The sequence below is a fragment of the Pseudomonas sp. Pse35 genome (assembly GCF_024519715.1).
In the GTDB taxonomy this organism is placed as follows: domain Bacteria; phylum Pseudomonadota; class Gammaproteobacteria; order Pseudomonadales; family Pseudomonadaceae; genus Aquipseudomonas; species Aquipseudomonas paracarnis.
Genome location: NZ_JALJRP010000027.1, coordinates 24078 through 38235 on the forward strand (window position 1 = coordinate 24078; position 14158 = coordinate 38235).

Below are 14158 nucleotides of genomic sequence, written 5' to 3' on the forward strand. Positions count from 1 at the left end.
CTCCCGCTGGGTCGCGAAGCGGCCCCAAAAGATGGGACTGCTACGCAGCCCAACGGGAGCAAGCTCCCTCGCCACAGGTCACTGTTTGTTCGCTCTAGCTCTTAATTGGCTGGCATTGCCAACTGTAGGTGTTTTTTTTCGAAGCGGCGGGCTGATCCATTAGGAAAACCCGCACAGACGCCGATCGACTGAGCCAGTTTGGCTCACCGCTGCACTGCTTTTGCGCTGATTGGGAGGAGGCGGCCTTATAAAGGGCTTACTCCGTCAGCGCATACCTGCCTGCACCTGCATTGGCACGCAGGATGCACACGACCTGGGTCACCACTCAGGGAGCAGCCCCCATGACGCAACAAGACCCCGGCAACGACTACCCTCTCAGCGAAGTCCCCTTGCACGCGCGCAAGGGTCTGGCCTCTACGGCCATGGTGTTGCTGGGGTTCACCTTTTTTACCGCGACCATGTTCGCCGGCGGCAAGCTGGGGGTGGCGTTCAGCTTCATCGACATGCTCGGCGTCGTGGCCCTGGGTAACCTGTTGTTGGGTATCTACGCCGCAGGCTTGGGTTACATCGCGTTCAAGAGCGGCTTGAACTCGGTGTTGATGGGGCGTTTCTGCTTTGGCGAAGTGGGCAGCAAGCTCAGTGACTTGATCCTCGGTTTTACCCAGATCGGCTGGTATGCCTGGGGCACGGCCACGGCTGCGGTGGTATTGGGCAAGTATTTCCAATTGAGCCAGGGCAGTGTGCTGGGGCTGATGGTGATATTTGGCTTACTGTTCTGCGCCACCGCCTATGTGGGGTATCGCGGCTTGGAAATCCTGTCCTACATCGCGGTGCCGGCCATGGGGCTCCTGTTGCTGCTGTCGATGTGGGTCGCCACCGTAAAGGTCGGCGGGCTGGAGGGGCTGCTGGCGGTGGTGCCCAGCGCTGAGCTGGACTTGTCCACCGCCATCACCCTGGTGTTCGGGACCTTTGTCAGCGGGGCAACCCAGGCCACCAACTGGACGAGGTTTTCGCGCTCGGCCAAGGTTGCGGTGCTGGCCAGCCTGATCGGTTTTTTTGTCGGCAATGGTTTGATGGTGCTGATCGGGGCCTATGGCGCCATCGTCTATCAGCAACCGGATGTAGTGGAAGTCTTGCTGCTGCAAGGTTTCGCCACGGCGGCGATGGCGATGTTGCTGCTCAATATCTGGAGCACCCAGGACAACACCATCTACAACTTCGCCGTCGCCGGTTGCAACCTGCTGCGTACCCAGCGTCGCAAGAGCGTGACCCTGGCCGGCGCGGTGATCGGCACCCTGCTCGCCTTGTTCGGCATGTACGACCTGTTGGTGCCGTACCTGATCCTGCTGGGCACGGTCATCCCGCCGATAGGAGGCGTGATCATGGCGGACTTCTTCTATCGCTATCGCGGCCAATATCCGCGCTTGGCAGAGGCTCACTTACCGGCATTCAATTGGCCAGGTCTGATCGCGTATGGGGTGGGTACCGTGGTCGCGTTCAACTCGCCGTGGGTCGCGCCGTTGGTGGGAATTTTTGCCGCATCGCTGACCTATGTGCTGCTCAGCGCCATACTACGCGCCATGACCGCCTGGACATCGGTATCGTCCTGAGGATCTGGCGGCTGTCTGCCTGATTTTTTAGCCAAGAGGAACTTGCCCATGCACATCATCAATGCCCACCTGCGCAACCGTGAAGGCCTGCATGATCTGCACCTGGAAAATGGCCGGATCGCCAGCATCACTGCGCAAACCGGAGCGCCCACACTGATGGCCGGCGACTTGGACGCCGCCGGCAACCTGGTCATACCGCCCTTTGTCGAGCCCCACATCCACCTCGACGCCACCCTCACCGCCGGCGAGCCGCGCTGGAACATGAGCGGTACGCTGTTTGAAGGCATCGAGTGCTGGGGCGAACGCAAGGCCACCATTACTCTGGAAGACACCAAGGCCCGGGCCAAAAAAACCATTCAGGCGCTCGCCGCCCATGGCATCCAGCATGTGCGCACCCATGTCGACGTCACCGACCCGGACCTCACCGCACTCAAGGCCCTGCTGGAGGTACGTGAAGAGAGTACCCACCTGATCGACCTGCAAATCGTCGCCTTCCCCCAGGAAGGCATCGAGTCCTTCCGCAATGGTCGCGAGTTGATGGAAGAAGCCATTCGCCTGGGTGCCGATGTGATCGGTGGCATCCCCCACTTCGAATACACCCGCGACCAAGGCGTGAGTTCGGTGAAGTTCCTCATGGATCTGGCCGAGCGTACTGGCTGCCTGGTGGACGTGCACTGTGACGAAACCGATGACCCCCACTCACGCTTTCTCGAAGTCCTCGCGGAAGAAGCCCGCAGCCGCGACATGGGTGCCCGCGTGACCGCCAGCCATACCACCGCCATGGGTTCCTACGACAATGCTTACTGCGCCAAGCTGTTTCGCCTGCTAGGACACTCCGGCATCAGCTTTGTCTCGTGCCCCACCGAAAGCATCCACCTGCAGGGCCGCTTCGACAACTTCCCGAAACGCCGTGGTGTCACCCGTGTGAACGAACTGCTTGAGGCCGGCATGAACGTGTGTTTCGGCCAGGATTCCATCGTCGATCCCTGGTACCCGCTGGGTAACGGCAACATTCTGCGAGTACTGGAGGCCGGTCTGCACATCTGTCATATGCTCGGTTACCGCAATTTGCAAAACGCCCTGGACCTGGTCACCGACAACAGTGCCAAAGCCATGAGCCTGGGCGATCGTTATGGGTTGCAAGCAGGTCGCCCGGCCAACCTGCTGATACTGTCGGCCGACAGCGACTACGAAGTCATACGTAGCCAGGGCCTGCCGTTGTACTCGATTCGCAACGGCAAGGTACTGATGAAACGGCAACCGGCACAGGTAGAGTTTATGTAACCGCGTGGGTTAGACGACTGAGTCGATGTCCAACGTTTGCACCCGTACCTGTTCATCGTGGGAAGGCGGCGGAACGCTGGTGAATTGGGCCGGCTCACGATTCTCACGATGGCGGAACCAACGCTTGAGGCTCGCTTGCAGATGTGCAGAAGAGGCATGGCTGCCGTAGACATCGCGGGCTTGCAGGCGACGCCAGCGCAGGCTTGCCAAGCGCTCGCGGCTGGTGTGCAAACGGTCGATCTCTGCGTTCAAGGCATCGGTAGGTTCATGGCTACGATCATTGGCAGGGCGCCGCAGAGCAAGCTCACGCCGCTTGGCCCGTAGTTGCTCGCGCATGTCTTCAAAGGCCCGGTCGAGCAGCTCGAATTCCCTCTGGGTCACCAACGAGCCCTCACTCTCCAGGGTTTGTTGCCAGCGGCGCAATGTCGCCCACGCCGCGGGGATGTAGCTGGTGGTCATGAAGTGCTGGTCGGCTTGAAACAGCTGCCTCAGCACATTATCGCGGTCGGGCATGTCGCCCTGCAGTTGCAATGCGCGGTTGCAACCCGCTTCTTGGAGGGATTCACAGCCAGGTTTCCATAACACCGAAGAATGGCTGCCATCCGGGAGCGTGATCGGCATGAAATGATATTGCTCGCCATGATGCCGATAGGGGTTGCCGCCCACGCGCATCAGCCCTGCGGCGAACAACAGGCCACCGGGTACGGGGTTGCTGAATAGTGTGATGGCCCCGGGAATCCAGAGCTTGGCGGTGGTATTCATCCAGGGCGCCGGGACGCTGGGGACGGGGTCGTTGTGGTTGACGATGCGGTGGTGGACCAGGGAAGAGGCACCGGCGGTAAATTCAGAGTCGGCGGCGCGGGGAGCGCCGTAGGTGTAGAGCAGGATGTTGTAATGGGCGTCTGGGGTTCGGCGCAGTCCTTCTGCCAACAGCAGTGCTATGGCGCCGCCGAGGCTGTGGCCGCACATTACGATGCGCTGGCCGGTGTGAAACTGATCAAGATATTGCAATACGAAATTACGCAGCGCCCGATAGGCCTGGTAAAAACCATCGTGGGCTTTTCCAACACCGCCTTCGAAGGCCACCTGATGGGCGTCGGCGTCACGTAATGCGTCGGCACGGCTGACCGTTCCTCGCACAGAGATCAGGATGACTTCATCGTGGTGGGTGATGAAGGCCTGGGTGTCAGTACCGAATTTTTCATCATCGAAAAAGTGCAAACGTGCGGGATGCTCCTGCTCTTCGTTTCGTTCCGGGCGATTTTGGGGATACAACACGGGATCGAACGGCAGGATTTCGAAGCGTTGGGAGTAAGGGATATCTTCGTAGATCGGGTAAAACCGGTGTGATTGCTTCGGATCAATTCGCCAGGCTTCGTGATACACCGAAAGCTGTTCAGCGAATAAATTTCCAACGCTCGGATCCAACGGAAACCGGACTTCGTCTAATGGTTTTTCGGCGGGGGCCTGTCCAAAATCGCAGTAACTCAACGCAGCAAACAATGCCAGTTGGTATAGGTTAAGGGCGCAGAAGCCGTCTTCGGTGGATAAGATGGGGCGTAAGGCCCGTAGTGGTCGCACTTCCAGAACGGTGTGCTTGTTGGGGAACAGTACGATACCCACCAATGAAGGCTGAGGCGGGCCGAAGCCCAGATCGGCCATCATTTTCAGTGCGTGACGCTTGGGAGAGTGGACTCGAGGCGTTGTCGGAGGCAAATGGGCAACATGACGAACTAAATCTCTAACTTCGACTTGATAAAATCTGTTGGGTTGATGTTGAGCGGGATTGGCTTCAATACGACGTCCATCGACCGAAGCAAATCTGGTTTGCTCAGCACGAAATTGAAGCTCGGTGATAGGTAGCTGATAAGTCGGCCGCATCATTAACCGACGATATGGCTGCTCGGTTCCTGAATACAAATCGTCAAAAACGAGGACCACAGGACCGCTGTAAATGTCTTTTAGCTTGGCGAATCCTTCCTCGTTCAATCTACCTTTGTACTCTCGTCCAGCGCTGTCGCGGACCGTATACGACAGGCCGCCGTACGTCGCCCCAACTCCAGTTTCATCGACCAAGCAAAAACTCACCCACTGCCCTCGCAATGAACAAGCTGGCGTGCTGTCACTGAAAAAGGGTCGCTTCCTTGCGTCCAAATACATGGCCTACTCCTTATTACTCACACGATGGATAAATATTACAAATGCGACCATCCGGCATTTTTATCGGTTTAAAGTCGGTGGTATTGCCGTTGCAATAAGCGTCCCGATCGGCAAAGTTCTTACCCCTACATCGCTTCCATCCACCTGGGACATTTATCCAATTATCGTCAAAGGCGGGTCGTTCCTCATCAGTCAAATTCAACACAACCTTGAGTTTTTTCCCCGGCAGTTGATCTCTTTGTACAACGCCCCCTACCCGCGACTCTTGCAACTTGCCCATCGAATCCAATGAATTGCAGATCAGGAGTTTTCTAATCGCATGCAAAGGCCCTACCGTCCGAAAGTGCCACTTACATTGCCCAAGGACTTCCTGCACACCCGACTCGGGCATCCCAGGCAGGTCGGCCTCCAAACGGTCTCGAATGGAAATACTCCCGAAATTCCCGCCCACATCCGTACTCCGCGTCCCCCACTTCGCATAGAAGTCAAATTCCACGCTGCGCAGGACCAACGGACATCCTTCTACCGTTTCAGTCAGTGGCAACTCGTAACTCACACTGCTCGCCACAGGCTTGTAGTCTGTAAAAAAGACTTTCCGCTCAGGTCTTTTGCCTCGCCGCCGAGGCAAGGTGCAGGTCTCACCCGTTGCGGGCCGGTAGTTGGCAGCCGTTTTAAGTTCAAATTGCGCCGGCAAATCCACCTCCAATGTAAAACGCTCCACCGTCCTCCCCGTACACCCCGAAAGCCACGCAGCCGCAACAACCAGCAACACCCACCCTATCCACCTATTCACCTTTCCCTACCTCCCTGTGCCACTGCTCCACCACTCGTTCAAAATGCTCCCCTGGCGCCTCGCCGGCCCTCGGCTGCCAATGGATAACACTGCTTCGGGTCGCCTCTGCCAAACGACGCACCACCAGAAATTCGAGCTTCTCCGGCTCCCGCCATTGCCAAGCGCGCGCCTGCGCCAGTACCTGGGCCAGCCAAATCCTTGGGTCTTGGAATTCGACCAATGCCGCCAGGTCTTCACTGTGTTCCGCCAACAGGTAACGCAGGATATTGACGTTCAGGATGGCTTCGGCCTGGGGGTTGGGTGTATCGAGCCAAGGCGGGAGCAGAGGCGCTGGGTAATCGCCCGGTGCAGGGTTTTCGTGATGGCACCAATGGCCTTCGTGCCAATAGCACACACTGATCAGCGGCCCGAGGTAGACCGGCCAATGCTCTTTGGCCAGATAGGCCAGGGCGCGGGCCAAGGTGCGGTTGTCGTGAATGCGGTAAAGCGCCTGCTGGCCCTCTGGCCCTATCAGCAGCCTTTCGCGCCAATGGCGCGCCACATCCGCCAAGTCGGTAGCCGACAAGCTCGCGAGCCACCCCCAGTTTGACTCGGGGTGTTGCAACAGATCAGCCAGGGCGGGTTCATTGATCTGCTCAAGCAAGAGGATGATCGGGCCAGAACTCGCCAGCTCCGCCGCGGCGGTATCGCTATAGAGATTGCAATAGTGCGACGGGGCGCAACCTGCCAATAGAGGCTGGCGAGCCTCGTGGTCACCTTCCACTATCAGGCACAATCGGTGCCCGTTCTGCAGCTGTTGGGCCATCCAACGACGGGGCAAGCTGTCCATCAAGCCGCCCTCTGCGTGATATCGCACAGGCCTTCGCGACAGCGCTCGCACAGGGGGCAAAAGTCCGCGTCAAGTTGCCTGGCCAAGTCCATGACGACACTTTGCACTGCCGACAACTGCGCGCCAGCGAACAAAGCCAGGCTCGCCGAACTGTTTGCGACCGACGAACCGGCCTGGGTAAGGGGCCTGCTGCTTGAGATACTGCCCGCTTGCATCACCAAGTGTTCCCCGCCAGCCATCAAGCTCAGTTGCGCACCGGCCTCAATGACCAGGCTGGCACCGGCCTTGAGGTGAACCCGCTGCCCAGCTTCGATCACCAGATTCTGGCCAACGCGAGTCAGGCTATCGCCCTCTACCTCCAGGCGACTGTCATGACCCACCCGTTGTTCCAAGTCACGCTGGGCGTGCAGGTAGATGAGCTCTTCGCCGCGTCGATCTTCAACGTGCAGCTCGTTAGCCCCTCCACCATTCGGTGAACTGCGGCTACGCAGCACGCTGCGTGTCTTGTGTTGCGGCAAGGGATAGGCTGGCAGGTGTGATGCATTGGGCAGGCAACCCGTAACGAGAGGGTGGTCCGGGTCGCCCTCCAGAAAGCTCACCAGCACTTCCATGCCTACCCGTGGAATCACCATGGCACCAAACCCGTCCCCCGCCCAACCGGACGCCACGCGCAGCCAGCAACTGCTCGCCCCCTCGCGGTTGTCCACACGATCCCAATGAAAGCGCACCCTCACCCGACCATAGGCATCGCAATGCACGTCCTCGCCCGCAGGCCCGGTTACCGTCGCGGTCTGGCTGCCACTGATCGTTGGCCTGGGATGCTTGAGGGCCGGTCGATGCACTGCACGCCAGGGTGTCGCGGTGAATCGGTTGCGATAGCCCTGGAATCCACTGGCTTCAACCATCGACTCCTCCAACACCTGCGGCTGGTAACCCTCATGACGCACCGAAGTCAGCAGCCATAAATCGTTGCAGAGTGGGTCGGGGTGATCACATAGCTCAAGGAAGTGACCACTGCACAATGCCGGCTGATCGCTCTTGCCCAACACCCTGTGGCGATCACGCTGGTGACGCTCCAGGCCGCGTCGCGCCAGCTGCGCGCCGCGCGCATGCCTCTTAAAACCGGCAGGGTAGGCATAGTCTTCCAAAGCTTGCGCCTGCAGGGCACCGGCCTCTTTTTGCAGGCGAAATGAAGGGTGCTCGAAGTCATAGTCACGACGTACAGTGCGCCGGCTGCGCGTCTCCAATCGCAGGTCGAAGCGCTGTACAACATGGCTCTGGAGCGCCGGATCAGGCGACGAACAATACCGCTGCACCGACAACCGTCGAAATACTGTCTGATCATCACCGAACACCAGCAGATGATTGTCCACGCTGTGACGAAAGTGATAGTGGATGCCCTCCTCTTCACACAGCCGCTGGATAAAATGCAGGTCGGACTCCCTGTACTGCACGCAAAACGCGCGTGGCGGATACACCACCGGCCCGAGTTCAAAGGCATAGGCGTCAGAGAAGATGCCGTGGTGTTCGAGGACCGTCGCAATGATCTGCGGTACGCTGCGCTGCTGGAAAATCCGCTGGTCGCACCGATGGGCAAGGGATGCCAGACGTGGAGCCAGCGTGATGTGATAACGGGTGAGTCGCGCACCGGGATCGTCCCGACCGATGGCGTAGACGTACCCATGCAGGCCCTGCCCTGCTTCCCCGAAGTCCAGATAGGCGGGTTTATGAAGCAATGCCTCCAGGTCAAGAGAAGGATCTTCGCTGACTAACTGCACCTGTATGAAGTAAGGTTGATCGAGGGCTTCGCTGCCTTTGAACGCTACTACCTGAAGATCTGTATTTATTTCTGAAAGGATCAATTTGAAACATGACGAAAGAAACTTGTTAACCATCCTTTGTTACCCGCCATCAACTTTTCGATTGAACGACTCTCTTTCGCCAACGCCAACTGGATTGGAAAAAAGCACCTGAACATGCTCAAGCTTAGCGATTTCAGGCGATTTTCGGCCTGCATTGAATAAAAAAGAAGTTTCGTACAGCGAGGATGGAAGTGTCTTTTTACAAAATATTAATACTTCCCATAACAAACAGAAAACGCGGACTGTTGCTTGTCTCTTTATAACCAAGTTTTAAGGAAACGACTGACACTAATTCAAGGCGCCTGCTGTTCCGAGGTCTAAATAGTTAGTCGCGCCGTCCCGAAAAGACTCACACTCAGCACATTTCCAGACTCGGTCTGCAATCGCACTGGCGCCGTGCCACCCGGCATCACCACCGTTACGTCGTCACCCTCAATCCAACCCGCGCGCCATGCCGCGCATGCTACTGCGCTGGCGCTGGTCCCCGAGGACGCCGTAGGCCCCTCTCCTCGCTCAAATACGCGCGCGATGACTCGATTGCCAGCGTCTCGAGCAACCCATTGCAGGTTGACCCCGCCAACACAGAGTTGCCCGCACCCTGCCGGCGGTGCAAAAGCGATGGCCTTCAACCGATTGAAAAGTGCCAACTGGTGCATCGTGTCATTAACCGGCAACGCCGACACATGCTCAACCAGCGTCACACAATGAGGGTTGCCTATCCGGACAAATTGGCTGTTTCCCCATTGCGCATTGATCGACGCCAATGCCGCCACGCGGCTGAATTCATGATGTGCCGCGACCACAGGGCTCACACCGACCGCCCCCACCGCCAAGGGGCCAAACTCGGGCCTGCCCAACGCCAGCCAGAAGCCTGGCACCTGTTCATGCTTCGCCGGCTCGACATAGGTGATCACGGGCGATACCGCATCCGGCTTATCGTGATACACCCGCAACTCGCTACCGTGCACCATTAACCCCTGGTCGGTTAACGCCTGGGCAAAAATGGTCAGGCCATTACCACTGCGTTCGGCGAGAGAACTGTCGGTATTGATGATCAGCAGATCAAACGGTGGCCGTGCTTGAAATGGCCCGACTAACAAACCATCACAGCGATACGCCTTTGCACCGGCCGGTGGTGGTAATGCACCCCAGCCACATTCGGACGCAATGGCCGATGCGGCCCACATCTCGCGCGTGCTTGCAGCCAAGCGGGCGTTGTCGGGCACATCGATACCCAGACCGCGCAAATGGGCCGGGCTGACCACCCCATAGATATTTCCGCGTGCATCGTAGAACCGAGTCATGACCACGCCAGCCAGAGATTTTTCATCGGTTCGTCCGCTCACTTATCGACCATCGGGACAGCAGCGTATTACAGAACGGTCGATCTGTGGGAGGTGGGCGCAAAGGCAGTAAGCCACTGCAAGAACCTGGGGTTCAGCCACTCCTGCAGGGAGTACACACCTTCCGGACCACCTCCTACAGATTCGACCATTCCTACGTGGTTACCCCACGCCAAAGCGTTCCATTTTTTGTAAAAAAAATGCTCGCAATCTGCGCTTTTAATCCTGATAACAAAAGGAACCCAGCTCGCTCGAGAGGGCCTGATGTGCAAGGATGTCGCGCCGGACATCGTTCGTTGAACGCCAAACCAAGGATTTTTCATGACTGCCATTCCCACCCCTGCCCCCGTGGTTCCCGGGCGGCTGGAGCAGATGTCGACCCGCATCGCTTTTTTTATCGCAGGTTTCGGTATCGCCGCCTGGGCACCTTTGGTGCCGTACGCAAAGGCGCGTGCAAATCTGAATGAAGGCACCCTTGGCCTGCTGTTGTTGTGCCTGGGGGTGGGGTCGATCATCGCGATGCCCGCTGCGGGCGTGCTGGCATCTCGCTTTGGCTGCCGACGCGTGCTCACCGCAGGGACGCTGATGATCTGCCTGGCCCTGCCGATGCTGGCCACTGTCAGTTCGATCCCGCTGTTGATCGCGGGGTTATTCCTGTTTGGCGCGGGCCTGGGCACCGTGGACTCCACCGTCAACCTGCAAGCGGTGATCGTTGAGCGCGCCAGTGGCAAAACCATGATGTCGGGCTTTCACGGGTTGTTCAGCCTGGGGGGCATTGTCGGCGCAGCGGGGGTTGCGGGGTTGCTGGGGCTGGGCCTGTCGCCATTGCAGGCGACTCTGGTGGTCGTCGTTATCACGGTGGCGGCGCTGTTGAAAGCCGCACCGCATTTGTTGCCTTATGGCAGCAAAAGCTCGGGACCGGCATTTGCAGTGCCCCATGGCGTGGTGTTGTTTATCGGTTGCCTGTGTTTCATCGTATTCCTGGCTGAAGGTGCCGTGCTGGATTGGAGTGCTGTGTTCCTCAGCGCCGAGCGCGGCCTGGATGAGGCTTACGCCGGCCTGGGGTACGCGGCATTTGCCTTGACCATGACTGCTGGACGCCTGACCGGCGATGCCATTGTTCGACGCCTGGGCCCCACTCGCGTAATCGTGATCGGTGGCGCGCTGGCCTGTGCCGGCTTGCTCCTCGCGACCCTATTGCCAACGTGGGAAACGGCGCTGCTCGGCTACGCGCTGGTGGGTGCAGGGTGTTCGAATATCGTACCGGTACTGTATACCGCCGTGGGTAAGCAAACGGTGATGCCAGAGCATATCGCAGTGCCTGCCATCACCACATTGGGCTACGCCGGGATTCTCGCCGGCCCCGCCATGATTGGCTTTATCGCCCATGGCAGCAGCTTGAGTACTGCGTTCATCCTGATCGCGGTATTGCTGGCGGCAGTAGCCATCAGTGGAAAAATCCTCAAGGTATGAGTCCAAGCTTCAACGCGCTTTGCGAGCATCGTCCTGCTCCCGCCAACGTTCGAGGCTTTTGTTGCTGAGCCAACCGTCCTTGTGAGGCGGGCCAAACAGTCGTGTGCCATTGGCTCGCTGTAATGACGACAGCAAACCCGGACGGTCAAGAATATTCTTCGCTGTGTAGACACTGAGCTCGCTGTATTGGGACCTGGGCATGCCTGTAGACGTATCCAGCACAGGCGCGCCGTGTTGATCTACCTCATACGGGTCTTGCATAACCGACCGAAGCTTGGCTATTTCAACGTACTGATGCGTTTCAAAGAGATAGGTTCGATCCATGGTCTCGTCTCGCAGATGCGCAAACTGGCTTTGCAGCGCCTCCACCACCCGTGCATTGCTTTGGGCATGAAACGGATCCTGGCTGAAAACACTTGGAGAGCTGTTGCCCTGCAAGGTCTGGGCAGCCGCACTGAGGCTGTCACGTGTGATATCGCCATCACGGCTGAAGATAGCGTCGCTTAGCCGAGGGCGTTTGAGAATTTCTCTGACGACCTGGATCGCGTTGTCCAACACCTCGTTTTCACCCGTCGGTTGAGCAGCGATCCGCTTCAAGGACGTCCAAGTCAAGCGCCCGTCATTCAGAAACGGGTGCACCGCGCCGAAGGATTTTTCCAAGGCCTTTGCCAACTGGCTATCCTTTGTAGTTGCACTTGGCAGGGAACCACTGGCCCGCTCAACAGGGGAGTTCTGCAAGTCTCGATAGCGCAGAGCGGATAAGGTCCCACGCAAGAGAAAGGGTTTGTGCGAGCCTCCAGCCGAGGGCGCGGATGGGGCTTCATACCAGGTTTCAGATTGGCAGACCGGTGGTGGAGTGGTTGATTGTGCGGCCAGCCTGTCGGGAGGAAGCGGCCGGGCGGAAGGTACTGCACCCTTAATTGTCATGGGTTTTCTCCAACTCTTTTCAGATGCATATCCGCTGGGTGGTCTGTGCCGTGATGGACAAAATCAACGAATAGACTCTCCTCAGGCAGGTACCTCATGTGTGGTTGGATGGGCTCGACAGTTCCGAGTAAAAGGCTAATACCAATGACAATATGTAAAACCGTGGTCAACCACCCTCATCCAGCTTTCGCCTACGCCACCAGCCTGCCAGGCTGTTGATCAAGCCGGTGTCTTTCAATGAATCGCCACCGGCCCCCGGCGTCTGCAACTCCGCCAGCAGGCCCCGGGAAAAATCATCCGAAACGGGCGCCTGGAATTTGCGCTCGCCGGCATAAGCCTTCATGCGCCGCGCCTCGGCCTCATATTCGGTCGACTCAAAGGGAAGACTTTGCGACGCTGCGCACTCCTCTGGCATTGCCAGACTCGCTTGCTGGGTGTTGCGCAAAAGCTCGAGAGGGCCAGGTTTGGGGGAATTAAACGAGGTTGAAGTCATATGTTTCCCTCATTCGAAAGCTGAAAAAACGGCATGCCAAATCACTACCGCAGGTACCACCTATGTGGCAACCGGGAATAATTCGTTCCTTGAAACATATAAAACTGGCGCCACCTCAAAAAGGTGGCGCCGCAAGAGTGGTCAGCGGGACAACGAGTACAGCCCTCTACGGCTGATCTTCCCATCGCCGTCTTTACTGAGGTGGTTATCCATTTTTTCGAGCACGTCACTGCGCGTGAGTATTTCCTGGGATAACTGAATCAGATGGTCCTTGGCTGCATCGCCAGTGAGCGGCTTGCGCGCCCACTCTTTCAGTTCGCTGATTTTCAGGCTTGAGCCCCCGCTCCTTTTCTTCAACTCGTCGAAATGATCAAGCAGCTCACCGGCCAGTTCCTTGTCAGTCTTGTACTTGAAGTAGTTCTCTCCTTTGATCACCATATTCAGTTTTTGCCGGTCGATAAGACCATCCAGGGCGCCGGTGGAACTGTGCCTATCCATCGCTGCCATCAGTTCCGGACGTCGTAGCAGCTCATTGGCCAGGCGGATGTTCTCGTTCATGACGGGGTTAGGCGACCACCCTCTTTTCGCCATCGCAAGAATGCTGTCAACGCTGACGTAGCCAGGCTTCTTCGGGTCTCTGAAGGCATTGAAGTTGTCGAGCAGTTGTTGGGCCAACTCTTCGCGGTTCTTCAACGCGTACTGCGGATCCGGCCTGCCGGGGGCAGGCGGATACGGTCGACCTGTGGTGGGGTCCGGTCGTGGTGGTGGATTGCTATCAATCGGATTTGGCCTGGGGGGCGGGTTGCTGCAACCTGGGTTTGGCCTTGGCGGCCGATGTTCACAACCAGGATGCGTGGGCGGCCGATGTCCGCTGAAGCAATGACCGACCCACTGCTTGAATTGGCTCAGCAAACTCTGCGCCCCCTGCGGGCTGTGGTGACGCCCATACGCGTCAGCCGCGGTGGTCGGCGCCTGAGGACTACCAAATACCGGCCCATCCTTGTTCTCCCTGGATTGGAAATTAACATGGGCAGCATTCTGGCCATTGAAAGAACGCGCAGCCGCAGCCTCGTTAGCGACTTTGATGTCGACCTTGGCCGGTGGAAGGTCAGACGTTGCTGAAGCAGAGACGGGTGTATCCAACATCGATACCGACATAAGTTTCTCCATGACAGTGGGCGATTTTCAGCTTGTCGCTCCAACGCAATGTCGAAGCCCACCAGCTTTCCCATGTGTGGTTTTGCGTCGGAATCAGTTCCTGATCCAGCAACAATATGTGATCAAGGTGTAGGAAACAGCTTGGACAGCGGCGATCTTCTCGCGATGAATGGGCGGTGCCCCTGGCCCGGGCCAAAAAAAAATCGCGACCTTTGAGATCGCGATT

General features: G+C 57.9%; 11 protein-coding genes. 3 read left to right on the forward strand and 8 right to left on the reverse strand.

The window, feature by feature from the left end:
* Nucleotides 1-341 precede the first annotated feature (341 nt).
* Nucleotides 342-1610 (forward strand): cytosine permease, encoded by a 1269-nt coding sequence (codB, locus tag OC445_RS20450; RefSeq protein WP_057976620.1) that lies wholly within the window; start codon nucleotides 342-344, stop codon nucleotides 1608-1610.
* A 48-nt stretch (nucleotides 1611-1658) separates the two neighbouring features.
* The gene (gene codA, locus OC445_RS20455; RefSeq protein ID WP_262020311.1) at nucleotides 1659-2894 is read left to right on the forward strand and encodes a cytosine deaminase; all 1236 of its coding nucleotides are present in this window, start codon (nucleotides 1659-1661) and stop codon (nucleotides 2892-2894) included.
* A gap of 9 nt (nucleotides 2895-2903) precedes the next feature.
* Here the strand turns inward: codA and OC445_RS20460 are convergent, their stop codons facing one another.
* The 5 genes from OC445_RS20460 to OC445_RS20480 form a co-directional block, all read right to left on the reverse strand.
* Complete coding sequence (locus tag OC445_RS20460) at nucleotides 2904-5054, reverse strand: lipase family protein (protein ID WP_262020312.1); 2151 nt, start codon at nucleotides 5052-5054, stop codon at nucleotides 2904-2906.
* Nucleotides 5055-5067: 13 nt separating this feature from the next.
* Nucleotides 5068-5847 carry a hypothetical protein gene (locus OC445_RS20465; RefSeq protein ID WP_374956622.1) on the reverse strand — a complete coding sequence of 260 codons (780 nt, stop codon included), beginning with the start codon at nucleotides 5845-5847 and terminating at the stop codon, nucleotides 5068-5070.
* The gene (locus OC445_RS20470; RefSeq protein ID WP_262020313.1) at nucleotides 5840-6676 is read right to left on the reverse strand and encodes a DUF4123 domain-containing protein; all 837 of its coding nucleotides are present in this window, start codon (nucleotides 6674-6676) and stop codon (nucleotides 5840-5842) included. Before OC445_RS20470 ends, OC445_RS20465 begins: the two co-directional genes overlap by 8 nt.
* Nucleotides 6676-8571 (reverse strand): type VI secretion system tip protein TssI/VgrG, encoded by a 1896-nt coding sequence (gene tssI / locus OC445_RS20475; RefSeq protein ID WP_262020314.1) that lies wholly within the window; start codon nucleotides 8569-8571, stop codon nucleotides 6676-6678. The genes OC445_RS20470 and tssI overlap by 1 nt, the downstream gene beginning before the upstream one ends.
* A gap of 284 nt (nucleotides 8572-8855) precedes the next feature.
* Entirely contained in the window at nucleotides 8856-9842 is a 987-nt protein-coding gene (locus tag OC445_RS20480; protein ID WP_262020315.1) for a diaminopimelate epimerase, read from the reverse strand.
* Between the two features lie 360 nt (nucleotides 9843-10202).
* On the opposite strand from OC445_RS20480, the gene OC445_RS20485 reads away from it, so the two are divergent.
* On the forward strand, nucleotides 10203-11354 hold the full coding sequence (locus tag OC445_RS20485; protein WP_034125817.1) for an MFS transporter: 1152 nt from the start codon (nucleotides 10203-10205) through the stop codon (nucleotides 11352-11354).
* A gap of 9 nt (nucleotides 11355-11363) precedes the next feature.
* On the opposite strand, the gene OC445_RS20490 is transcribed toward OC445_RS20485, so the two are convergent.
* From OC445_RS20490 to OC445_RS20500, 3 genes are all read right to left on the reverse strand, one after another.
* Complete coding sequence (locus tag OC445_RS20490; RefSeq protein ID WP_230960040.1) at nucleotides 11364-12026, reverse strand: type III secretion effector protein; 663 nt, start codon at nucleotides 12024-12026, stop codon at nucleotides 11364-11366.
* Nucleotides 12027-12447: 421 nt separating this feature from the next.
* Entirely contained in the window at nucleotides 12448-12624 is a 177-nt protein-coding gene (locus tag OC445_RS20495; RefSeq protein ID WP_080757665.1) for a type III secretion effector protein, read from the reverse strand.
* Between the two features lie 291 nt (nucleotides 12625-12915).
* Nucleotides 12916-13932, reverse strand: coding sequence for a type III secretion effector protein (locus OC445_RS20500; protein ID WP_262020316.1), 1017 nt, complete (start codon nucleotides 13930-13932; stop codon nucleotides 12916-12918).
* Nucleotides 13933-14158: the final 226 nt, after the last annotated feature.